The sequence below is a fragment of the Pseudomonas onubensis genome, assembly GCF_965653655.1.
Taxonomy (GTDB): domain Bacteria; phylum Pseudomonadota; class Gammaproteobacteria; order Pseudomonadales; family Pseudomonadaceae; genus Aquipseudomonas.
The window spans coordinates 1-21,747 of the sequence record NZ_CBFHAZ010000077.1 but is presented as its reverse complement, the minus strand read 5'-3'; the positions used below and the strand labels follow the sequence as shown (position 1 = coordinate 21,747).

The following is a 21,747-nucleotide window of genomic DNA, read 5'->3' as shown; positions in this document are numbered from 1 at the left end:
ATGCAGATGACCCCTACAGCCATGCAGGGCGTCATCGATTGACAAGCGCAGGGTTAAGCGGGCGGATCAATTTGCGGAATAATCTTGGGCAGAATCGACCGCTCTATAGGTGGCTTTATCAAGGGGCCAAACAGTCTTGCACCGGCTTCCTTGCCCACTGTCTTCACCGCATTGAAAGCGCCGAAAGTGATGCGGTTAACGGCACCCGGCCGGCCTTTTCGGTAATCATCGATACCCAAACCTATTTCTGTGGCGGCGATGCCGAGATCAAGCAGCAAGACCGCGATACCAATCTCCGGCACGGCCAGCGCTACCGGAGCAAGTATCAGCAAGGACTTGCTGGCGCTCTTTAGTTCGCAGAGCACGTTCTTTTTCTTCCAGTCGTCATTGCTGACGAAGGTCGAATCAGCGTCGTTGTAGGTGTATTGCTCCACACGGGCCTGCAAACTTTGGAACGGATCTCCTCCGATGGTTTTTCCACCGAAAGGCCTATCCTCCAACCAGTCAGTATGATGTTTTGCATGTTCCCCGGTTTTTTCAAGGTGCACATCAATCCCGGCCTCCCATACGCTGTCTGCGCGGTCGCTCAGCTTGAAATATTCGGCGAACTGTTTGCGTTTTGTTTCGTCGGTCATTTGTTCGGTCAACCACTTGCGCATCTGGGTAGGGTTGTCGAACTCATGGATGGGAGATGAATTGCCTGTCATGTAGAGCAGGGTTTTTTGGGTGGTTTTATCGATGGCATAAAAAATGCCCGACGCCAGCCGCCCTTCAAACGTAAGTTCTTTTAGTTCCAGATTGGAATCTTGGGTATAGGCCGCTTGGAAGTCCCTGGCCGTCAATGAGTCAAGTGGCTTTTGCGCACTGATGCCGGTCAGCCGCATCGCCAGGTCACGGCCCTCTGGGCTTAGGGTATTTTCCTTGAATTGTTTATGCGCGGCAGTCACAAAAGACATCTTGGACAACGTGCTGTACTTGTCTCGGTATTCGTTCCAGAAGTTATTTAGCTCAGCTTTGTGTGTTTTGCTGAAACTGGTATCCCAGACATAGGAACGGAATGATTTTGGCGTGATGGTGGCTTGGTTGGACGCGTCGTAGCGTTCCTCAGCAGGAGGGTCGAAGTAAATCCCTTCGTACTGTTGGGTTTCCAGTGCAGTTGGGCTGTTTTGGTAGCCATGGCGGCCAGAGCTGCGGTGATACCCGATCGTCAGCTGATCCACGATCTCAATGGGCGGTGGGGTCTGTTGATGTCGATTGAAAGAGACCTTGGGCAGTTTGTCATGGCCAGGGGTGTCTTGAATATTTTTGATCGCAGCATCCGTCAAGGATATTTTGCTGATGATTCGGCCGGGGTAGGGCGGTGTGTGACCCCTCACGTTGTAGGCGAATGTCATCAGGTACGTTTTATCCGGGTCGATGTCCAATCCATGGTGTTCTTTGTAGTGCGCTTTTATCTGATTGCGGGTGCTCTCTCTCATTTCAGGTGTAGTAACGTAGTTCATCGTTGAATAATCTTTTATTCCGGCGTCTAGCTGAACAGATCGGTCTTGCTCCAGAAAGACCCTAAGGTGTGCCGGGATCTGGGCGTCCTTCCACGTGTCGGATTTACCAAAGCTGGATACTTTCCACTTTTGGTATTGGGCCGCCCAACGAGGGTTGTCGAGCCCTTCAGGCGTTGCAGAGGGCGTGACACCTGATGAGCCCGCATTTGATTCGGGGCGGGCAGGGTCATTAATCGCTGGAGCCTTCGGTGGGGCGATGGGAGCAGTGGGGCCGTCGACCGGAACATACGCCGAAACATTTGTGTGCTTATAAGAGATATTCGCAGTCACGTTGTTCATACTAATAGCTCACGTCAATTAATGAGTGGGCCGTCCTTGGGGTATTGCTCAATCAATGCGATGTGCATTGACTAACTACTGATTGGTTTGCGCTGGCGATCTGCACCCATCTAAAGATGCTATCGACTCGGTTAATGATATCTATCGACGCGCCTGCCGCGCCTGGGAAAGCGAGCTTCTTCAGGTTTACCTGCGCTTGACCGAATATGTCGCCGTACGGAAAGCAACCGTCTTCCTACACTCGTTAAGCTGCGCAGTGGATGCGCCACCGTCAGGCCGTTGACCTGCCCGTCGTTCCGTCACCTGCCAAACGGCGCATCCGATGTGACCTGATCGCCTTGCGCAGCTTCACCCACCTGTCACCTCGATTCGTTATATGGTTAGCGACGAACAGAGCTGACGGTCTCCCCGCAAGGGGATAACACGCGACGCTTCCATCAATAACAAGCCCAAGCGGAGTACCACAGATGGCGTTCTTCACCGCAGCCAGCAAGTCCGACTTTCAGCATCAACTGCAAGCGGCACTGGCGCAGCACATCAGTGAACAGGCACTGCCACAAGTGGCGCTGTTCGCTGAGCAATTTTTCGGCATTATTTCCCTGGACGAACTGACCCAGCGTCGCCTTTCCGACCTGGCCGGTTGCACCCTGTCTGCCTGGCGCCTGCTTGAGCGCTTTGACCACACCCAACCGCAAGTGCGGGTCTACAACCCCGATTACGAACGTCATGGCTGGCAGTCGACCCACACAGCGGTCGAAGTGCTGCACCATGACCTGCCATTTCTGGTCGACTCGGTACGCACCGAGCTGAACCGCCGTGGCTACAGCATCCACACCCTGCAAACCACCGTGCTCAGCGTGCGTCGCGGCAAAAAAGGCGAGTTGCTGGAAATCCTGCCAAAAGGCACCCAGGGCGAAGGCATCCAGCAAGAATCGCTGATGTACCTGGAAATCGACCGTTGCGCGAATGCCGCCGAACTCAACGTGCTGAGCAAAGAGCTTGAGCAAGTGCTGGGCGAAGTGCGCGTGGCCGTGGCCGACTTCGAGCCGATGAAAGCCAAGGTCCAGGACCTGCTGGCCGGTATCGACGCCAGCCAGTTCAGCATCGACGGCGAAGAAAAAGCCGAGATCAAGAGCTTCCTGGAATGGCTGGTGGGCAACCACTTCACCTTCCTTGGCTATGAAGAGTTCGTGGTACGTGACGAGGCGGACGGCGGTCATATCGAATATGACACCGGCTCCTTCCTCGGTCTGACCAAATTGCTGCGTGCCGGCCTCACCGCCGAAGACACGCGCATCGAAGACTATGCCGTGGCCTACCTGCGTGAACCGACCGTGCTGTCGTTCGCCAAGGCCGCGCACCCAAGCCGCGTACACCGCCCGGCGTACCCGGACTATGTGTCGATCCGTGAGATCAGCGCCGACGGCAAGGTCATCAAGGAACACCGCTTCATGGGCCTGTACACCTCGTCGGTGTACGGCGAAAGCGTGCGGGTTATCCCTTACATCCGCCGTAAAGTCGCGGAAATCGAGCACCGCTCGGGCTTCCAGGCCAAGGCGCACTTGGGCAAAGAGCTGGCCCAGGTGGTTGAAGTTTTGCCGCGTGATGACCTGTTCCAGACCCCGGTCGACGAACTGTTCAACACCGTGATGTCGATCGTGCAGATCCAGGAGCGCAACAAGATCCGCGTGTTCCTGCGCAAAGACCCCTACGGTCGTTTCTGCTACTGCCTGGCCTATGTGCCGCGCGACATCTATTCCACCGAAGTGCGCCAGAAGATCCAGCAAGTGCTGATGGATCGCCTCAAAGCCTCGGACTGCGAGTTCTGGACCTTCTTCTCCGAGTCCGTACTGGCCCGTGTGCAGCTGATTCTGCGGGTAGACCCGAAGAACCGCCTGGACATCGACCCGCTTCAACTGGAAAAAGAAGTGGTGCAGGCCTGCCGCAGCTGGCAGGACGACTACGCCAGCCTGGTGGTGGAAAGCTTCGGCGAGGCCCAGGGCACCAACGTGCTGGCAGACTTCCCGAAAGGCTTCCCGGCAGGTTACCGCGAGCGTTTTGCTGCGCATTCGGCCGTGGTCGATATGCAGCACCTCAACAGCCTGACCGAAGCCAACCCGCTGGTGATGAGCTTCTACCAGCCGCTGGGCCAGGTCTCCGGCCAGCGTGAGCTGCACTGCAAGCTCTACCACGCCGACACGCCACTGGCGCTGTCCGACGTGCTGCCGATCCTGGAAAACCTCGGCCTGCGCGTGCTGGGTGAGTTCCCGTACCGCCTGCGTCACGCCAATGGCCGTGAGTTCTGGATCCATGATTTTGCCTTCATCGCCGCCGAAGGCGTGAACCTGGATATCCAGCAGCTCAACGACACCCTGCAGGACGCGTTCGTGCACATCGTGCATGGCGATGCCGAAAACGATGCGTTCAACCGTCTGGTACTCACCGCCGGCCTGCCTTGGCGCGACGTGGCGCTGCTGCGTGCTTACGCCCGTTACCTCAAGCAGATCCGCCTGGGCTTCGACCTGGGTTACATCGCCAGCACCCTGAACAACCACACCGACATCGCGCGTGAGTTGACCCGGTTGTTCAAGACCCGTTTCTACCTGGCGCGCAAGCTCACCGCTGACGACCTGGAAGACAAGCAGCAACGCCTGGAACAAGCGATTCTCACGGCCCTGGACGATGTTCAGGTGCTTAACGAAGACCGCATCCTGCGTCGCTACCTGGACCTGATCAAGGCCACCCTGCGTACCAACTTCTACCAGACCGACGCCAACGGCCAGAACAAGTCGTACTTCAGCTTCAAGTTCGACCCGCGTGCCATTCCTGAGCTGCCCAAGCCGGTGCCGAAGTTTGAAATCTTCGTGTACTCGCCGCGTGTCGAAGGCGTGCACTTGCGCTTTGGTAACGTTGCCCGTGGTGGCCTGCGCTGGTCCGACCGTGAAGAAGACTTCCGTACCGAAGTGCTCGGCCTGGTAAAAGCCCAGCAAGTGAAGAACTCGGTGATCGTGCCGGTAGGCGCCAAAGGTGGCTTCCTGCCGCGTCGCCTGCCATTGGGCGGCACCCGTGACGAGATCGCGGCCGAGGGCATCGCCTGCTACCGCATCTTCATTTCGGGCCTGTTGGACATTACCGACAACCTCAAGGACGGCGCCCTGGTGCCACCGGTCAACGTCGTGCGCCATGACGACGATGATCCGTACCTGGTCGTTGCGGCGGACAAGGGCACTGCGACCTTCTCCGACATCGCCAACGGCATTGCCATCGACTACGGCTTCTGGCTGGGCGATGCGTTCGCGTCCGGTGGTTCGGCCGGTTACGACCACAAGAAAATGGGCATCACCGCCAAGGGCGCGTGGGTGGGCGTGCAGCGTCACTTCCGTGAGCGCGGCATCAACGTGCAGGAAGACAGCATCACCGTGGTGGGCGTCGGCGATATGGCCGGTGACGTGTTCGGTAACGGCTTGCTGATGTCCGACAAGCTGCAACTGGTCGCGGCCTTCAACCACTTGCACATCTTCATTGATCCAAACCCGAACCCGGCCACCAGCTTCGTCGAGCGCCAGCGCATGTTCGAGCTGCCGCGTTCGGCCTGGACCGACTACGACACCAGCATCATGTCCGAAGGCGGCGGGATCTTCTCGCGCAGTGCCAAAAGCATCGCTATTTCGCCACAGATGAAAGCGCGTTTTGATATTTCGGCCGACAAGCTGACCCCGACCGAACTGTTGAACGCCTTGCTCAAGGCGCCGGTGGACCTGTTGTGGAACGGCGGTATCGGTACTTACGTCAAGGCCAGCACCGAAAGCCACGCCGATGTAGGCGACAAGGCCAACGACGCGCTGCGCGTCAATGGCAACGAGCTGCGCTGCAAGGTGGTGGGCGAGGGCGGTAACCTCGGCATGACCCAGCTGGGCCGTGTGGAATTCGGCCTCAATGGCGGCGGTTCCAACACCGACTTTATCGATAACGCCGGTGGCGTGGACTGCTCCGACCACGAAGTGAACATCAAGATCCTGCTCAACGAAGTGGTGCAGGCCGGTGACATGACCGACAAGCAACGCAACCAGCTGCTGGCGAGCATGACCGACGAAGTCGGCAACCTGGTGTTGGGCAACAACTACAAGCAGACCCAGGCTCTGTCCCTGGCCGCGCGCAAGGCTTACGAGCGTGCCGCCGAGTACAAGCGCTTGATGAGCGACCTGGAAGGCCGTGGCAAGCTGGACCGCGCCATCGAGTACCTGCCGACCGAAGAGCAGCTTGTGGAGCGTGCCTCCACCGGTAAGGGCTTGACCCGTCCCGAGCTGTCGGTGCTGATCTCCTACAGCAAGATCGACCTCAAGGAAGCCCTGCTCAAGTCGCTGGTGCCGGACGACGACTACCTGACCCGTGACATGGAGACCGCGTTCCCACCGAGCCTGGTCGCCAAGTTCGGCGAAGCCATGCGCCGTCACCGCCTCAAGCGCGAGATCGTCAGCACCCAGATCGCCAACGACCTGGTCAACCACATGGGCATCACCTTCGTTCAACGACTCAAAGAGTCGACCGGCATGAGCCCGGCGAACGTGGCCGGTGCTTACGTGATCGTGCGTGACATCTTCCACCTCCCGCACTGGTTCCGTCAGATCGAAGCCCTGGACCACCAGGTTTCTGCTGACGTGCAACTGGAGCTGATGGATGAACTGATGCGCCTGGGCCGTCGTGCCACGCGCTGGTTCCTGCGCAGCCGTCGCAACGAGCAGGACGCTGGCCGCGACACCGCGCACTTCGGTCCGCACCTGGCGGCGTTGGGCCTCAAGCTCGACGAACTGCTGGAAGGCCCGACCCGCGAAGGCTGGCAGAACCGCTACCAGGCCTACACCGAAGCCGGCGTACCGGAGTTGTTGGCACGCATGGTTGCAGGCACTACCCACCTGTACACCTTGCTGCCGATCATCGAAGCCGCCGACGTGACCGGGCATGATGCCGCCGAAGTGGCCAAGGCCTACTTCGCCGTCGGCAGCGCGCTGGACTTGCCGTGGTACCTGCAGCAGATCAGCGATCTGCCGGTAGCCAACAACTGGCAGGCCCAGGCCCGCGAAGCGTTCCGCGACGACGTGGACTGGCAGCAACGGGCGATCACCATTTCGGTTCTGCAAATGGCCGATGCGCCACAAGACATGGAGGCCCGCGTGGCGCTATGGCTTGAACAGCACCAGGACATGGCCGATCGCTGGCGCGCAATGATGGTGGAAATCCGTGCAGCGGTAGGCACGGACTACGCCATGTATGCGGTCGCCAACCGTGAGTTGCTCGACCTGGCGTTGAGCGGTCAGTCGGTGCTGCAACCGGCGTGATCCCTCGGTAAAACAAAAGCCCCCGTATCGTGAGATACGGGGGCTTTTTGTTGGAACACCCTTCACCAAACACCACAAATCCAAGGCGGGAGCTCTTCAGTGCATGCAAATCCGCAGCCGACCTCATATTCAAAACTGCATGCGGTCAACTGTGGGAGCGGGCTTGCGACAGGTAGATAGGCTTTTGCCTTGCACTTGATCTGGCTCTTGCTTCAACCACTCAGGCCGCCGTGACCTAAATAACGGATATGCCCCCCAAGATAAAACAAGTTAAGAGCTAGAACTGGCCACCAGTAACCTGTGGCGAGGGAGCTTGCTCCCGCTGGGGCGCGAAGCGGCCCCAAAAATGGGACTGCTACGCAGTCCAGTGGGAGCAAGCTCCCTCGCCACAATTACCGGCTATGTCTTAACTGACTGGCATAAGGCAAGCCAGCTCCCACACTGTGTCCAGGCGTTCTCATGCGCCGGCAGCGCCCAAACACGGCTGGATAACTTTTTTCAACCCATTGTTATTTGCCGGCAACGTGAAGGTCGCCGTCAGCGGCTTGCCGCCTGCCATGGCAGGCGCCAACAAAAGTTTCAGCGTCTGGCCCCGTGAGGCATCACTGGCCCAGTAAGCCAATTCATCGCGCGGCACCTGGGTGCTGAACGCAAAGACGGTTCCTAGCTGGAAAGACCCGGCGTAAGCCCAGACGCCGCTGACCGCAAGCTCGATGGCCGTGCGTTTTCCTGTGGCAATACGCAGCGGCCCACTGGTACTGGCGTCTGGACCATGAAAGGGTTCAATGTCGAAGCCCAACGATTGCGGCTCTATTTGCAGTGCCAGCCCGGCCGTAGGGTTTCGTGGATGGCAGCTGATTTCCAGGCTGGCCTTGGTGTGGAAATCGTTATAAGTGCTGTCACCAAAAGTCCGTGCGGTGGTCAACATCGGGCTGTCGACGTCGGGCCGCTCAAGCAGCCAGACGGGGTGCGCGGGTGTGATGATTGCGTCGTCACCGGCGTGTGCGTAAACCGTGAGCGATGGTATGAAAAGGGCGGCGAGCAAGGTAAAGGCGAGGGGGCGCATAGAAGTATTCATCCGTATGTGGGCCTTGATGGAAGGAATGAATGCATTCTGCTACTTAGCGAGTGCTCGTTATGTCGGGCTTTTCCCAAGCGGCAGTAGTTTGCCTTCCAAGTGGTCCAGATGCCGGGTCATCAGGCTTGTCGCACTGTTCACGTCGCGTTGCTCGATTGCGTCGACAATCGCAAGATGCTCCTGCCACGCGCAGTACGTGCAGGCTTTCGCTTCATATTGCGCAATGATCAACGACGTCAACGGCACCAAACTGTTGAGGAACTGTGCCAATGGCGCGTTACGCGCCATTGCAGCCAGTTGCAGGTGGAACTCCCCCGATAACCGAATCGCCGGGCCGCGCTGGTCGCGTTCGATGCAGTCGCGTTCCCGCGCAATCAGCTCGCGCAACTGGCGAACCTGCGTCGGCGTTGCGTGCACGCACGCCAGTTGTACCACGGTCATTTCCGTGAGCCGCCGTGCTTCGAGAATCTGCCGCGTCTGCTGCGCATCCGGTGCCGCCACCTGGGCGCGCTGGTTGGGGCGCAGGATGATCACTTGCTGATGGGACAGTTTGGCCAGCACGCGGCGAATCACGCTGCGGCTCACACCAAAGGTTTCGCCCAGGCTCTCTTCGGTAAAGCGGCTCGCCGGGGCGATGCGTTGTTCGAGGATGGCGTCGAACAGGCGTGGGTAGATGTCATCCACCGAAGGTTTTTTACCGCCAACCAGGCGCAGGGCAGGGAGGACGGCATTGCGTTGCAGGGCGTGGGCGCTCATGGCCAGTCTCCAAAAAATCAGCTGCCCAGATGGTCATCCGGGATATTCAAACGAATGCCCATGCGCAGGCCTTCCTGGAGGATGTGCCGGCGCATTTCGGCGCTGGCCAGGGCGCTGTTCTTGTTGCGAATGGCGCGCACCACCGCCTCGTTTTCCTGCAGGCGTTCGGCCAGGTGTTCAGGCGAGTTGCGCAATACCTGGGCACTTTGCTTGAGGGCGTTGCTGGTTTGCTGCACCACGTTCTGGAAGATCGGGTTGGAAGTCAGCGCGAACAACTCTTCATGAAAGCCGATGTAAGCGTTCATGCCCGCTTCGGCGTCACCGGCATCCAGGGCTTCGCGCATGTCCATCAAGGTCAGGCGTAGTTGGCCGACTTCCTTGCTGCTGATGGACTGGGCCACCAGGCCGACAATGAAAGGTTCGAGGGTGTAGCGCAGTTGCAGGATATCTTCGAGGCTGGCGTCGGCCACCGCGTCGCTGGACTGTGGCTCGCTGACGCTGGTTTCCAGTACGACCACGCCTTTGCCGGGCATCGAACGCACCAGGCCGAGGGTTTCCAGCACGATCACGGCTTCGCGCAGGCTCGGGCGGCTGATGCCCATTTGTTCGGCCAGTTCACGCTGGCCGGGGAGCATGTCGCCCTGGCGCCACTGGCCCCGCTTGAGTGCGGCGCGCAGTTTTTCTACGACTGAGTTGACGACGGTTGAAGTGCTGATCACGTCTACGTCTCCTTGGATGTTGCCAATACGATGGTCAAATGAGCGATGATCAAAATGTGGGAGCGGGCTTGCTCGCGAAAGCGGTGGGTCAGTTGATAAATTTGTCGACTGACACTGCGCATTCGCGAGCAAGCCCGCTCCCACATTTGATTTGTGTCGTTCATAGACTGGGTTAGAACTCCTGATGCGCGGGCAGTACCGGCTTCTTGGCCTGGAAGGCATACCCTTGCTGGCCATCGAGCACCTTGTTGGCGCGCTCGATATCAATATCTTTTTCCCAACGCGCGATGGCCACGGTGGCCACACAGTTGCCGATCAGGTTAGTCAGCGCGCGGCCGATGCCCATGAACCAGTCCACCGCCAGCACCAGCACCAGACCCACCACCGGAATCGCCGGGATCGCGGTCAGTGTGGCCGCCAAAATCACCAGCGCCGAACCCGGAATGCCGTGCGCGCCTTTGGAGGTGATCAACGACACCAGCAGGATGGTCAGCAAATCGGTCATCGACAGCGGTGTGCCGGTGGCATTGGCGATAAACACAATGGCCAGGGTCAGGTAGATCGAAAAACCGTCGAGGTTGAACGAATAACCGGTCGGAATCACCAGCCCGACGGTGGAGCTGCCAATGCCCAGGTGCTCGAGTTTACGCATGATCTGCGGCAACACCGCGTCGGAGGAGGCGGTGCCCATCACGATCAGCAGCTCTTCGCGCAGGTACTTGAGCAACGGCAACATGCGCAGGCCGGACAAGCGCATCACCAGGCCCAGCACCAGCCCGACAAAGGCAAAGCAGGTCAGGTAGAACAAGCCCACCAGGCTGCCCAGGTGTTGCAGAGAATCGAGGCCGTAGGTGCTGGTGGTGAAGGCAATGGCGCCGAATACGCCAATTGGCGCCAGGCGCACGATCATGCCCATGATGCGAAAGATCACGTGGCTAAGCTCGTTGATCAGCCGTGAGATACCGGAAGCGGCTTCGCCCACCAGGTTCAGCGCGCTGCCGAACAGCACCGAAAACAGCAGCACTTGCAGCACATTGTTGTCGGCAAAGGCACCGATCACCGAGTTGGGGATCAGGTCCATCAGGAACTGGCTGGTGCCGCGTAGGTGCTGGCCCTTGTCGGCCAGCTCATTGAGGCCGGCGGACGACAGCTGCTCCAAGTGAATATTGGCGCCTTGGCCGATACCGGTGCTGAAGGCCATGATCAGGCCGATCACCAGGGCGACGGTGGTCAGCACTTCAAAGTAGATCACTGATTTCAAGCCGATGCGCCCGACTTTCTTCAAGTCGCCGGCACCGGAAATACCGCTGACCACCACGCAGAATACGATCAGGCCAATCAGCATTTTGATCAGCTTGATAAAGCCGTCACCCAGGGGTTTGAGTTGCGAGGAGAATTCGGGAAGGGCCAGGCCGCAAATTATGCCGAGCATCAGGCCAATCACGACTTGCAGGAAAATCGAACGCGAGCACCATCTGAGCATGGGAGGGATCTCTATTCGGTGCCCTGGTGGTTCCAGGGCTTAATTGTTGTGGTCTTACCGGTAAGTCCAGTGCGCGGCCAGTCTACGCCGGGTTTTTTTCAAACCACAAGTAAATATTCGGCGGTTGACAGGTCCCGGTCTGACCAGTTGGTCGGTAAGGGCGATGCTTGAGCGGTTGGCGGGCGGTAAATTTTTTCGCTTATCATCCGCGCCTTGATTGGCGAGGTGATGCATGGATAAACCGGGACTGACCACCGACGCAGCCGGGCAGACGCACTGCACCTGGCGCACAGCCGCCGTCGAATACCCGCGTTACCACGACAGCGAGTGGGGCGTGCCGGTCGCAGACGATATCCAGCTGTACGAGAAGATTTGCCTGGAAGGTTTTCAGGCGGGTATGGCGTGGATCACCATTTTGCGCAAGCGCGAGCAATTTCGCGCAGCGTTCGAAGGCTTTGATTTTCGCCACGTGGCGCAATATGGCGAGGCCGATATCGAGCGGCTGATGAACGACCCAGGCATCGTGCGTAACCGCGCGAAGATCGTCTCGACCATCAACAATGCGCGCAGGGCCTGTGAGCTGGTGGACCAGACCGGTTCACTGGCGCGCTGGTTGTGGGCGTTTGAACCCACGCCAGAGGAGCGCCCGGCGGTGGTGGACATGGCTTACTGGACCGGCAACCCGACGTCACCGGCGTCGATGCGTTTGTCCAAAGCCTTGAAAAAACGCGGCTGGACCTTTGTTGGCCCAACCACGATGTACGCGCTGATGCAGGCGATGGGCATGGTCAATGATCACCTTGAAGGCTGTGTTTGCCGACCGCGCATAGAGGCGCTACGGCAACAGTTCAAGCGCCCGTAAGTGTGTGGCGAGGGAGCTTGCTCCCGTTGGACTGTGCAGCAGTCTCCCGATTTTTGGGGGCGCTTCGCACCCCAGCGCAAGCAAGCTTGCTCGCCACAGTAAGCTTGCTCCCACAGGGGTTTGCGGTGCCTGCAAGGTCAGGTCAGGACAGGAAACCACCGTCCACATTCAGTGAAACACCGGTGGTGTAGCTGGACGCGTCACTGGCCAGGAACAGCACCGCACCGGCCATCTCGCTCGGGTCGGCCACGCGTTTGAGTGGAATCTGCGCCAGGGCCATCTTCAGGATCGAGTCGTTCTTGACCAGTGCCGAGGCGAACTTGGTGTCGGTCAGGCCCGGCAGCAGCGCGTTGCAACGGATGCCGAACGCCGCGCACTCCTTGGCAAATACCTTGGTCATGTTGATCACGGCGGCCTTGGTCACCGAGTAGATGCCCTGGAATACACCTGGGGAGATGCCGTTGATCGAGGCCACGTTGATGATGCTGCCGCCGCCGTTGTCGCGCATCAGCTTGCCGGCTTCCACCGACATGAAGAAGTAGCCGCGAATGTTCACGTCAACGGTCTTCTGGAACGCGCCCAGGTCGGTGTCCAGCACGTTGCAGAATTGCGGGTTGGTCGCGGCATTGTTGACCAGGATATCCAGGCGCCCGAACTGTTCACGGATGCCGGCGAACACCTGGGTAATCTGCTCCATTTCACCAATATGGCAGGCCACGGCGGTGGCTTTGCCGCCAGCGGCGATGATCGCGTCGGCCACGTGCTGGCAGCCTTCGAGCTTGCGGCTGGAGACGATCACATGGGCGCCTTGCTGGGCCAGGAGCTTGGCGATGGCCTCACCAATGCCACGGCTGGCGCCGGAAACAAATGCGATCTTGCCGTCAAGGTCGAACAGATGGGTCTTGGACATGCTAGGTTCCTTGCTCGTGTAGTCAGAGGGCTGATTTAGCGATGACATTCAGGCTCATTTGCTCCAGCAGCTTGTTCATATGGATGAACTGCGCAAAGCGTTTGTCCTGGGTCTGGCCGTGGAAAAAGCGGTAGTAGATCTGCTGCACAATGCCGGCCAGGCGGAACAGGCCGTAGGTGTAGTAGAAGTCGAAATTGTCGATCTGGATGCCCGCACGTTCGGCGTAGTAATCCACAAACTGGCGGCGCGTGAGCATGCCGGGCGCGTTGCTCGGCTGGCGGCGCATCAGTTGCACGGGCGCAGGGTCTGCGGCTTCGATCCAGTAGGCGAGGGTGTTGCCCAAGTCCATCAGTGGGTCGCCCAACGTGGTGAGTTCCCAGTCCAGTACGCCGATGATCTGCATCGGGTTGTGCGGGTCGAGGATCACGTTGTCGAAGCGATAGTCGTTGTGCACGATGCTGGAAGTCGGGTGGTCGGCCGGCATCTTGTCGTTGAGCCACGCACGCACCTTTTCCCAGCTGGGCGCGTCGGGCGTCAGGGCTTTTTCGTAGCGGTCGCTCCAGCCACGAATCTGGCGCTCTACATAACCTTCGGGCTTGCCCAGGTCGGCCAGGCCGCAGGCGGCGTAATCGACTTGGTGCAGTTCGACGAACTTGTCGATAAAGCTTTTGCACAGCGCCTCGGTCTTGGCCGCGTCCAGGCCCAGTTCGGCCGGCAGGTCGGAGCGCAGGATGATGCCGTTGACGCGTTCCATCACATAGAACTCGGCGCCGATCACCGACTCATCAAGGCAGTGCACATAGGCTTTGGGGCAATACGGGAAGCCATCCTTGAGCTGGTTGAGAATGCGGTACTCGCGGCCCATGTCGTGGGCGGACTTGGCTTTGTGGCCAAACGGCGGGCGGCGCAGCACAAATTCCTGATCGGGGTATTCCAGCAGGTAAGTCAGGTTAGATGCACCACCGGGGAACTGGCTGATTTTGACCGGGCCGGCAAGGCCCGGAATATGCGCCTTGAGGTAGGGATCGATGAGGCTGGCATCAAGTTCTTCGCCGGGGCGAATCTGGGTCGATTGGTCGTTAAGCGCCATGCTTATCCCTTCTGCTTATTCTAAAGGCCTTGGACTATTGGCTAATCTAATGCGCACTGCCGCCCAGCGACAAGGTCGGGGCGGCTTAATAGGTTAGCGTGTTGGACGATGATCAGTGGGCCTGATGTGCTCAAATCACCAGCATGGCCCGGCCACCGGGGTTGCACGACAGGTTGGCACCGATTTCGACTTTCGCCAGGTCGATGCCCAGGCCGGCGAGCAGGTTGTTGACGATGGGGTCGAGCAGCGGGCCGAGCAGTCCGGCAATCAAGCCGCCCAGGGTGGTTAGCAAGCCGTTGACCACGCCGGTGACCAGGCCCAGCACCGCGCCCAACAGGCTGGCCATTTTCGGCGGGTGGTTGATCAGTTGGACCCCGTTGAGTGTTTCCTTGAGGCTGCTGACTGCGTTCGAGCTGGCGAATGCGTAATAGAGCGGTTGCTGGTTGATCGCGGGCGGGTCGGTGTAGGTGTGCGCACGCGCGGTTTTCAACACTTCGCTGTCGATTCGGATGCCCAGGCCGCCCGCCGCAAAGGCCTGCCTGTCACCACACACGCCCGTGCCGCGCTTGCAGGTTTTAGTGCCGATATCCACCACCGGGTACTCGTCTACCTTGAGTGTTTCTGTGGACGAGTACAGATTCTTGGGGTCGACCTGGCCAATCATTGCGCGCAATGCCGAAGTTTCGCCGAGTACCGACAACGACTTTTTGCCGCTGTCGCAACTGTAGCCGGTGACCGTGGCGCTGCCGCCAGCGGCTTCAAGGGCGATGTCGAGGGTGTCGCCGATTTCCAGGCTGGCGACCAGGCAACAATTGGGGTCGAGCAAGCCAAAAAGGCCGCCCAACAGGTCGCTCAGCGCTTGCACCGTGCCACCCAGCAGGTTGTTGACCAGCGTGACGATCGGCAGTTTTACCGAAATCAAGGTGCGCACCTGGGCGGTGCGCACATAGATGGGCTGCTTGGCGATATCTTTAGGGTTGCCGATGCTGGAGACCTGCCCGGGCTCGATCACTTTGGTCGACACGGTTACGCCGAGCAGGCCCAGCACATTCACCGGCAACTCCACGGCAACCGCGCTGGCCTTGTTCGACAGCTGCACAAAGCCCTGGATCAGGTTGAACAGTTGCAGGTTCACATCCAGCGCACTTTTGTCGGTGCCATTCTGGATATTGATCAGGTCGCCCAGGTGCAGGATCTGCGTGCCCGGCGCAATCAGCTTGATGGCTTCCAGGTTGTTGATCACCACTTTGACCGCATCACCGCCCAGCTTGAGCACATCAATGGCCGCCTGGATCAGTTGGCCGACGGTGGCGTCGGTCTTGAGCAGTTGGTCGTAGTTACCGGCGCTGACTTTCAATTGGATGGCCAGCGCATCCAGGTACTTGAGCAAGCTGATATCGGTATTGAGCAAGCCGTTCCAGCCGACTGCGTCCAGTTGCAACTTGCCGCCCAGCAGGCCACCGATCAAGGCGTTGAGGGCGACAGACTTGGTGCTGTCCACGGTCAATAAGGTGCTGCGAACCGTGAGCTGGGCAACCGTAGGCGTTGGCGCGGCGGCGACGGCGGTGGCGCTCAGCAGCGTTGTCAGGTTGACGGGCTGGCGCGAGAACAGCGTGAGCAAGCCATGGGCGAGGCTGGTGTGCACGCGATGGGTGGCAATCACCCGGATAGCATCGGTTTTGCTCGGGTCGGCGCTGAAGGTGCGCATAAAGTCCGCGCCAGTGGCCAGGGTGCCGCAGGCGGTGGTCAGCGTGCGATTGTCGTCGAGGCTAAAGTTGTTGCGCGCCGCGCTTTCGGTCGCAAACTGCGCAGCATTGTTAGTGGGCGCCGCGCATTTGCCGCTGCGGCTCACCGCTTCCAGCGCAGCCGTATCGGCCACACGCTGCAATTTGCGCTTCTCCAGGTACAGGCGACCGCTGTCGACCACCAGCAGCAGAAACAGCAGCGCAATACCCAGGGTTACCGCGCCTATCAGGCCGATGGCGCCGCGTTGGCGGGCCGGGCCGAATCCATGGCCAATCATTGTGCGTTCCTTCGCCGGTCCAGCACCGACGTCCTGAGCATCCCCGCAAGCAGTGTAGTCAGGTTTTGCGTCGGCGCTGGCTAATCGCTACTAGTTGCGCGGCGGCAGGGTAACCGGTGTCAGCACTGGGCGGCCGGCGAAGTATTCCACCAGGTTGTCGGCCACGCGTTGCACGGTGTCGTGGGCCGCTTCCGGCGACAAGCCGGCGACATGGGAGGTGAGAACGGTATTGCTCAGGCGCTTGAGGGCGTCGGGCACCTTCGGTTCGTCGTCGAACACATCCAGCGCGGCGCCGCCAATACGTCGTTGCTCCAGTGCAGCCACCAGGTCGGCGGTCACCACCACGCTGCCGCGTCCGATGTTGACCAGGTAACCGTTCGGCCCCAAGGCGTCCAAGGCATGGCGATCAATCAAGTGGCGGGTGCTGGCCCCGCCGGGTGTGGCCAGGATCAGAAAGTCCGAGGTGCGCGCCAGCTCTACGGCAGTTGCGCAGTAGGTGTAGTCCACATCATCGCGAGGCTGGCGGTTGTGGTAACTCACCTCCATGCCAAAGCCGAGGGTGGCACGTTTGGCAATCTCCATGCCCACTGCGCCGAGGCCGAGGATGCCAAGTTGCTTGCCGCCCAGGGAAGGGCGCATCACTTTCGGCCATTCACCGCGCCGCACTGCCGCATCGGTCTGGGGAATGCCGCGCACCAGTGACAGCAGCAAGGCCATGGCATGGTCTGCCACTGACGGCGCATTAACGCCGGCGCCGTTGGTGACCACGATCCCGCGATTGCTCGCTGCCTGCAGGTCCACGTGCTCATAGCCGGCGCCGATTACACAGATGATTTCCAGCAGCGGCAGCGCGGCGATTTCCTCGGCATACAGTCCCAGCGGGCCGCGGGTGAGTACCGCCTTGATCTGCGCGCCGTGGGTCTTGATCGCTTGGGCACGTTCGGCCGGTGTGGGTGCCAGAATCACATGAAAGTCATTGCTCTCGATGATTTGCAGGTATTCGTTGATGGTTTCAACCAGGACCAGAACAGTGGTGGACATCGGAAGGCTCTTCCTGAAGGGTTTGATAGAAGGAGTATGCGGGATTTGTAAGACGGAACGATTTGTTCAATCAGAAAAAATCCCGCACGGGCGCGGCTAGAACTCGACGACCTGGGCTTTCACCCGCTTCACAAATGCCCCCGCCAAGGTTGCATTGTGATGCTCGATGATCGCCTTGGCCGGCAACGTCGGCGTGTCCATGCAGGTATGGCAGTCTTCGGGCAGTACCACCGAAAACCCAAGCTCCACCGCCACTCGGCACGTGGTGTCGATGCAAAACTGGGTTTTCATGCCGACCACCACCAACTCATCGACCTGCGCCGCTGCCAGTTGTTGTGCCAGCTCAGTGCCCAGGAAGCAACTGGGGCGGGTTTTATTGAACAGGTGGTCGCGGGCCTCGTCCACGTCGAGGCCGTGCCACAGTTGCCAGAGTGGGCTGCCAGCCGCAATCGGCGACCCCGTCGGGCCAGTGTGGCGAGCGACAAAGAGGGGCGCGTTGGCCTTGCGGGCGCGCTGGATAAGCTGGTTGATGGTGCCCAGCACGCGCTCGCGCTCGAAGGGCTGTTCCGGCCCGTCGTATAAACCGGTTTGCATATCGATGATCAACAGGGCGTTTGCCATGGTCTTGCTCCTTGCAGTGGCCAGCGGGCGGGGTAATAAAAAGGCCCCGTCCATTGCTGGCGGGGCCTTGGGGTGTTCTGGGGGTCTTTAGCTTACGCACCCACAGCCACCGCACGACCCGCCATAAGCGGTTGTGGTGGTGGTACGGGTGAGGCAGCGCTGAATGAGGTGCATGGCCCGATCATGCTGGGGCGGGCGTGTGGCTGTCAACGGCGCTTTCAGACTTTCACGCTGGCAGCAGAGTGTTTCTTGCCGCTTCGAGGAATTCATCTGACAAGCTGCTGCCGCGCGTCGCACGGGCGAGCGTGACGGCACCAATCATCATTGCGTACTTGGCGAGCATCGCCTGACGGTCTTCGTCCTGAAGCTGTGCAAAAACCTGCAGTGACTGTTCAACACCCTCAATAAAGGTGTGTTGCAACGCCGTGTCAGCGGGCTCATGGCACATGTCCGGGGTGAAGGCCGAGATGGGGCAGCCGTCGCCAGGGTTGTCACGGTGGTGGGTGGAAAAATACGGGCGCAAAATGGCTTCACGGGCGGCGCGCACATCATCACTGCGGCTGATTTTTTCCTGCCAGCCCAGGTTCGCTTGCTCGAATGCCTTTTGGCACGCCTCCGTCGCCAATGCCTCTTTGGACGCGAAGTGCCCATAGAAACCGCCGTGGGTCAGGCCGGCTGCGGCCATTACGTCTGACAGGCTGATACCGTGCAACCCGCGCTCACGAAACAGATGCGTGGCAGCCTCCACGATGATTTCGCGGTTGAGTTCGGCTTGTTTACGGGAGACGCGAGGCATGGCGGGGCTCTCAGGATGCAGGCGGATACTGATTGAAAAGTACAGTAACGGGGCCGATTCGAAAATAGATTTGTTGTGGAATGTATTCTCCGCACGATGCAGCAGCTTCCTCATGCGGCAGCCGCCACACTGCCATTACTGAGCAGTATCCGCCTGCCGCGCCTGGATCTGCTCTGTTTGCGCGATCGGCCTGAAATCATAGGTAGGATAAAATTCCGTTGTGTAGACGCCCCAGGCAGTGCGCTCTATCGCCAGATTGACCTCTACCAGGCGCGAAGCCGGCAGGCGTAGCACCACGATCTGTCCGATGCCCATGGTTACATTCCAACTGACCACTTCAACCCCGGCAGGAGGAAATGCCGTGTGAAACGCCTGCTTGGCCAATTGTGTCTTCAGTTCGCTCAAGGGCCGCGACTGATCATGTTTGAGAAACACCGTTAACATAACAGCGTTATCAGCTGTGGCCGCCACAGTGTTTACGCTGGCGGGCGCGGCGGTGTTGGCAGTGGCTGCTGCGGGCAACAAAGCAACCGTCAACAGCACAGGTATTAACAGTGACGTGAGAGCGTTACTGGGATTCATCTTGGGTACCTCGCAGGCTATGAATGTAAGGGGCGTCGCGTCAGGCGTGAGCGCTGACTAGTTCGACAGCGCCGTTTTTATCGGGCCGATATAAGGCGCATGCACGACATAGATTCGAACAGGAGGGTTGTTGGCAACCATGTCGCGAGGTACTTCACGAGAGTAGGTGAACTCGTTCTTGTCGAGTTTTTCCAGGCGCCTGACCACGGTTTTGACCTGGCCCACATCGGGCACCAGAATATGGGTGTTCTTGTCGCCGGTGACCAGGAAGTAGCCGCCACCGCCATCGGCGTATTTTGAAAGCCCGGTATCCGCGTAGAAGAACTCATAGCGGTTGCGCTGCGGGTCCCACATTGATATGCCCACCACGCCGGGGTAGTTGGCCTTGACGTCTTTGTCTGGCGCACCCTCGATATAGACTTTGGTGGTCAGCCATTGCGGGGAAGAGGCCAGCGCCTGCACATCCCTTTCAGGTTCGGTTACCGTTGCGTAACTGTCGCTGGATTTAAATAAACCGATTAGAAACAGGCCGGTTAATACAACACTGAGTGTTCTCATTCTTTAACTCCTGGGGCTGTTGACAAAGAGCATGGCAAGTTTTTTTGTGCGAGGGGCGGGGCGATCTTAGTTTGTGCTCTGGCGGCGACTCAATGGTTATGTATGGTCCTGTAACAGTTAAGAGTCTATTTCAGTGGAAAAATAATTTAGATGTAGGGTGTGTCTGGTTTTAATGTCGGACACTTCTTGTAAGTTGCTTTTTTAACGGATTTGGGGCGGCTCCATAACCTGCGCAAGCCCCTGAAAGCTGCCGTCCGCACCCCTCCTTGAGCGGCTGCGCCGCTCAACCATTCCTCAGCTAAGTCTTTGCTTCTTCGAGAGAATCCCGGACAATCCGGCCCCTTCTATGGTCGAGGCGCTGCCTGTCAGGTTTTTCTGACTCGCCCCGGCCGTGTAAATGCGGAGATCCGACCGGATGAATGATCAGGCCAATAGCGTCGACGAACGCTATGCAACGACACCTGCAACCCTCACAAGCTGGAGCCGCCAGGACACCACCTGGATGCTTGGCCTGTTCGGCACCGCCATTGGCGCCGGTACTTTGTTTTTGCCGATCAACGCGGGCCTGGGCGGCTTCTGGCCCCTGGTGATCCTGGCATTGCTGGCGTTCCCGATGACGTTCTTCGCTCACCGTGGCCTGACGCGCTTCGTGTTGTCCGGCCGTGCCGGCTCCGACATCACCGATGTGGTCGAAGAGCATTTCGGCCTCAAGGCCGGTGCGCTGATCACCTTGCTGTACTTCTTCGCCATCTTCCCGATCCTGCTGATCTACAGCGTGGCCCTGACCAATACGGTCAGCAGTTTCATGGAGCACCAACTGCACATCATGCCGCCGCCACGCGCGATCCTGGCCTTTGTGCTGATCCTCGGCCTGCTGGCCGTGGTGCGTTGCGGCGAGCAAGTGATCGTCAAGGCCATGAGCCTGATGGTGTATCCGTTTATCGTCGCCTTGCTGTTCCTGGCGGTGTACCTGGTCCCGCACTGGACCGGTGGCATTCTCAGCACTGCCAACGAAGTCCCGGCGCCGTCTGCGCTGCTCAATACCTTGTGGCTGGCGATTCCGGTGATGGTGTTCTCGTTCAACCATTCGCCGATCATCTCGGCCTTCGCGGTTGACCAGAAACGCCAGTACGGCGCCAATGCCGATGAGCGCAGCTCGCAGATCCTGTGCCGCGCGCACCTGTTGATGGTGGCAATGGTGCTGTTCTTCGTGTTCAGCTGCGTACTGACCCTGTCGCCGGCACAGCTGGCCGAAGCAAAAGCGCAGAACCTGTCGATCCTGTCGTACCTGGCCAACCACTTTGACAACCCGACCATCGCCTTCGCCGCGCCGTTGATTGCGTTCGTGGCGATTGCCAAGTCGTTCCTGGGCCACTACATCGGTGCCAGTGAAGGCCTTAAGGGGTTGGTATTGAAAACCGGGCGTCGTCCGGCTGCCAAGTCCCTGGACCGCATGACCGCCGCGTTCATGCTGGTAGTGTGCTGGCTGGTCGCCACGCTCAACCCGAGCATTCTCGGCATGATTGAAACGCTGGGCGGCCCGATCATCGCCTCGATCCTGTTCCTGATGCCGATGTACGCCATCCGCAAAGTACCGGCCATGGCCAAGTACCGCGGGCAGGCGTCAAATGTGTTTGTGACGGCGGTAGGGTTGGTGGCGATTACAGCGTTGGTGTATTCGTTGGTTGCTTGAGCCTTGATGCGGTCGGTATGACTGCACAGGTTTAAAAATGTGGGAGTTGGGGTTGCAGCTGGTTAAAGCGGCTTGATTTTTAAGAGCAAAAACAATGGGTTATTTTTTGTTTGATAAGAGCTGGCTTGCCTGCGATAGCGGTAGTTCAATCACTGTATTTGGTGACTGATCCACCGCTATCGCAGGCAAGCCAGCTCCCACAGTTGTTTGTGGTGTTGCCAACACTGTATTGCAGGCATAGAGTAGGAGGCGGATTCACATCCGCCGTCCTCTCACACCACCGTACGTACGGTTCCGTATACGGCGGTTCAGGTTATGCGATTAAGCCGGTTTATCGTATCCAGTATTGAGACCAGTC

General features: G+C 59.1%; 16 protein-coding genes. 3 read left to right on the top strand and 13 right to left on the bottom strand.

Annotated elements, in window-relative coordinates; genetic code table 11:
• Positions 1 to 53: 53 nt before the first annotated feature.
• The gene (locus ACTD9P_RS21510; protein WP_438869283.1) at positions 54 to 1,841 is read right to left on the bottom strand and encodes a dermonecrotic toxin domain-containing protein; all 1,788 of its coding nucleotides are present in this window, start codon (positions 1,839 to 1,841) and stop codon (positions 54 to 56) included.
• 467 nt (positions 1,842 to 2,308) lie between these two features.
• On the opposite strand from ACTD9P_RS21510, the gene ACTD9P_RS21505 reads away from it, so the two are divergent.
• Positions 2,309 to 7,177 (top strand): NAD-glutamate dehydrogenase, encoded by a 4,869-nt coding sequence (locus ACTD9P_RS21505; RefSeq protein ID WP_438869282.1) that lies wholly within the window; start codon positions 2,309 to 2,311, stop codon positions 7,175 to 7,177.
• A gap of 457 nt (positions 7,178 to 7,634) precedes the next feature.
• Here ACTD9P_RS21505 and ACTD9P_RS21500 read toward each other — a convergent pair whose 3' ends face one another.
• The 4 genes from ACTD9P_RS21500 to ACTD9P_RS21485 form a co-directional block, all read right to left on the bottom strand.
• A complete protein-coding gene (locus tag ACTD9P_RS21500; protein WP_438869281.1) occupies positions 7,635 to 8,243 on the bottom strand; it encodes a hypothetical protein in 609 nt (202 codons plus the stop codon).
• Between the two features lie 69 nt (positions 8,244 to 8,312).
• Positions 8,313 to 9,011: a GntR family transcriptional regulator gene (locus ACTD9P_RS21495; RefSeq protein ID WP_438869280.1), complete on the bottom strand. Its 699-nt coding sequence runs from the start codon at positions 9,009 to 9,011 to the stop codon at positions 8,313 to 8,315.
• A 17-nt stretch (positions 9,012 to 9,028) separates the two neighbouring features.
• Positions 9,029 to 9,730, bottom strand: a complete 702-nt coding sequence (locus ACTD9P_RS21490; RefSeq protein WP_438869279.1) for a FadR/GntR family transcriptional regulator — start codon at positions 9,728 to 9,730, stop codon at positions 9,029 to 9,031.
• 172 nt (positions 9,731 to 9,902) lie between these two features.
• Positions 9,903 to 11,213 carry a C4-dicarboxylate transporter DctA gene (locus ACTD9P_RS21485; RefSeq protein WP_438869278.1) on the bottom strand — a complete coding sequence of 437 codons (1,311 nt, stop codon included), beginning with the start codon at positions 11,211 to 11,213 and terminating at the stop codon, positions 9,903 to 9,905.
• A 232-nt stretch (positions 11,214 to 11,445) separates the two neighbouring features.
• Between ACTD9P_RS21485 and ACTD9P_RS21480 the strand changes: the two genes are divergently transcribed.
• Complete coding sequence (locus tag ACTD9P_RS21480) at positions 11,446 to 12,075, top strand: DNA-3-methyladenine glycosylase I (protein WP_438869277.1); 630 nt, start codon at positions 11,446 to 11,448, stop codon at positions 12,073 to 12,075.
• 142 nt (positions 12,076 to 12,217) lie between these two features.
• On the opposite strand, the gene ACTD9P_RS21475 is transcribed toward ACTD9P_RS21480, so the two are convergent.
• The 8 genes from ACTD9P_RS21475 to ACTD9P_RS21440 form a co-directional block, all read right to left on the bottom strand.
• On the bottom strand, positions 12,218 to 12,985 hold the full coding sequence (locus tag ACTD9P_RS21475; protein ID WP_056860254.1) for an SDR family oxidoreductase: 768 nt from the start codon (positions 12,983 to 12,985) through the stop codon (positions 12,218 to 12,220).
• 22 nt (positions 12,986 to 13,007) lie between these two features.
• Positions 13,008 to 14,075 (bottom strand): phosphotransferase family protein, encoded by a 1,068-nt coding sequence (locus ACTD9P_RS21470; RefSeq protein ID WP_438869276.1) that lies wholly within the window; start codon positions 14,073 to 14,075, stop codon positions 13,008 to 13,010.
• Positions 14,076 to 14,205: 130 nt separating this feature from the next.
• A complete protein-coding gene (locus ACTD9P_RS21465; RefSeq protein WP_438869275.1) occupies positions 14,206 to 16,098 on the bottom strand; it encodes a pilus assembly protein TadG-related protein in 1,893 nt (630 codons plus the stop codon).
• A gap of 90 nt (positions 16,099 to 16,188) precedes the next feature.
• Complete coding sequence (locus ACTD9P_RS21460; protein WP_438869274.1) at positions 16,189 to 17,139, bottom strand: 2-hydroxyacid dehydrogenase; 951 nt, start codon at positions 17,137 to 17,139, stop codon at positions 16,189 to 16,191.
• 96 nt (positions 17,140 to 17,235) lie between these two features.
• Complete coding sequence (locus ACTD9P_RS21455; RefSeq protein WP_438869273.1) at positions 17,236 to 17,760, bottom strand: cysteine hydrolase family protein; 525 nt, start codon at positions 17,758 to 17,760, stop codon at positions 17,236 to 17,238.
• Between the two features lie 226 nt (positions 17,761 to 17,986).
• A complete protein-coding gene (locus ACTD9P_RS21450) occupies positions 17,987 to 18,556 on the bottom strand; it encodes a TetR/AcrR family transcriptional regulator (protein WP_438869288.1) in 570 nt (189 codons plus the stop codon).
• A 135-nt stretch (positions 18,557 to 18,691) separates the two neighbouring features.
• The gene (locus ACTD9P_RS21445; protein WP_438869272.1) at positions 18,692 to 19,138 is read right to left on the bottom strand and encodes a hypothetical protein; all 447 of its coding nucleotides are present in this window, start codon (positions 19,136 to 19,138) and stop codon (positions 18,692 to 18,694) included.
• A 57-nt stretch (positions 19,139 to 19,195) separates the two neighbouring features.
• A complete protein-coding gene (locus ACTD9P_RS21440; protein ID WP_438869271.1) occupies positions 19,196 to 19,696 on the bottom strand; it encodes a DUF4822 domain-containing protein in 501 nt (166 codons plus the stop codon).
• Between the two features lie 415 nt (positions 19,697 to 20,111).
• On the opposite strand from ACTD9P_RS21440, the gene ACTD9P_RS21435 reads away from it, so the two are divergent.
• A complete protein-coding gene (locus tag ACTD9P_RS21435; RefSeq protein ID WP_438869270.1) occupies positions 20,112 to 21,389 on the top strand; it encodes a serine/threonine transporter in 1,278 nt (425 codons plus the stop codon).
• The last annotated feature ends 358 nt before the right edge of the window (positions 21,390 to 21,747 follow it).

Excerpts from the sequence above, each read along its gene's own strand:
- ACTD9P_RS21510 (WP_438869283.1), bottom strand. The coding sequence starts at position 1,841 with ATGAACAACGTGACTGCGAATATCTCTTATAAGCACACAAATGTTTCG.
- ACTD9P_RS21505 (WP_438869282.1), top strand. The coding sequence starts at position 2,309 with ATGGCGTTCTTCACCGCAGCCAGCAAGTCCGACTTTCAGCATCAACTG.
- ACTD9P_RS21500 (WP_438869281.1), bottom strand. The coding sequence starts at position 8,243 with ATGCGCCCCCTCGCCTTTACCTTGCTCGCCGCCCTTTTCATACCATCG.
- ACTD9P_RS21495 (WP_438869280.1), bottom strand. The coding sequence starts at position 9,011 with ATGAGCGCCCACGCCCTGCAACGCAATGCCGTCCTCCCTGCCCTGCGC.
- ACTD9P_RS21485 (WP_438869278.1), bottom strand. The coding sequence starts at position 11,213 with ATGCTCAGATGGTGCTCGCGTTCGATTTTCCTGCAAGTCGTGATTGGC.
- ACTD9P_RS21480 (WP_438869277.1), top strand. The coding sequence starts at position 11,446 with ATGGATAAACCGGGACTGACCACCGACGCAGCCGGGCAGACGCACTGC.
- ACTD9P_RS21475 (WP_056860254.1), bottom strand. The coding sequence starts at position 12,985 with ATGTCCAAGACCCATCTGTTCGACCTTGACGGCAAGATCGCATTTGTT.
- ACTD9P_RS21470 (WP_438869276.1), bottom strand. The coding sequence starts at position 14,075 with ATGGCGCTTAACGACCAATCGACCCAGATTCGCCCCGGCGAAGAACTT.
- ACTD9P_RS21465 (WP_438869275.1), bottom strand. The coding sequence starts at position 16,098 with ATGATTGGCCATGGATTCGGCCCGGCCCGCCAACGCGGCGCCATCGGC.
- ACTD9P_RS21460 (WP_438869274.1), bottom strand. The coding sequence starts at position 17,139 with ATGTCCACCACTGTTCTGGTCCTGGTTGAAACCATCAACGAATACCTG.
- ACTD9P_RS21455 (WP_438869273.1), bottom strand. The coding sequence starts at position 17,760 with ATGGCAAACGCCCTGTTGATCATCGATATGCAAACCGGTTTATACGAC.
- ACTD9P_RS21450 (WP_438869288.1), bottom strand. The coding sequence starts at position 18,556 with ATGCCTCGCGTCTCCCGTAAACAAGCCGAACTCAACCGCGAAATCATC.
- ACTD9P_RS21445 (WP_438869272.1), bottom strand. The coding sequence starts at position 19,138 with ATGAATCCCAGTAACGCTCTCACGTCACTGTTAATACCTGTGCTGTTG.
- ACTD9P_RS21440 (WP_438869271.1), bottom strand. The coding sequence starts at position 19,696 with ATGAGAACACTCAGTGTTGTATTAACCGGCCTGTTTCTAATCGGTTTA.
- ACTD9P_RS21435 (WP_438869270.1), top strand. The coding sequence starts at position 20,112 with ATGAATGATCAGGCCAATAGCGTCGACGAACGCTATGCAACGACACCT.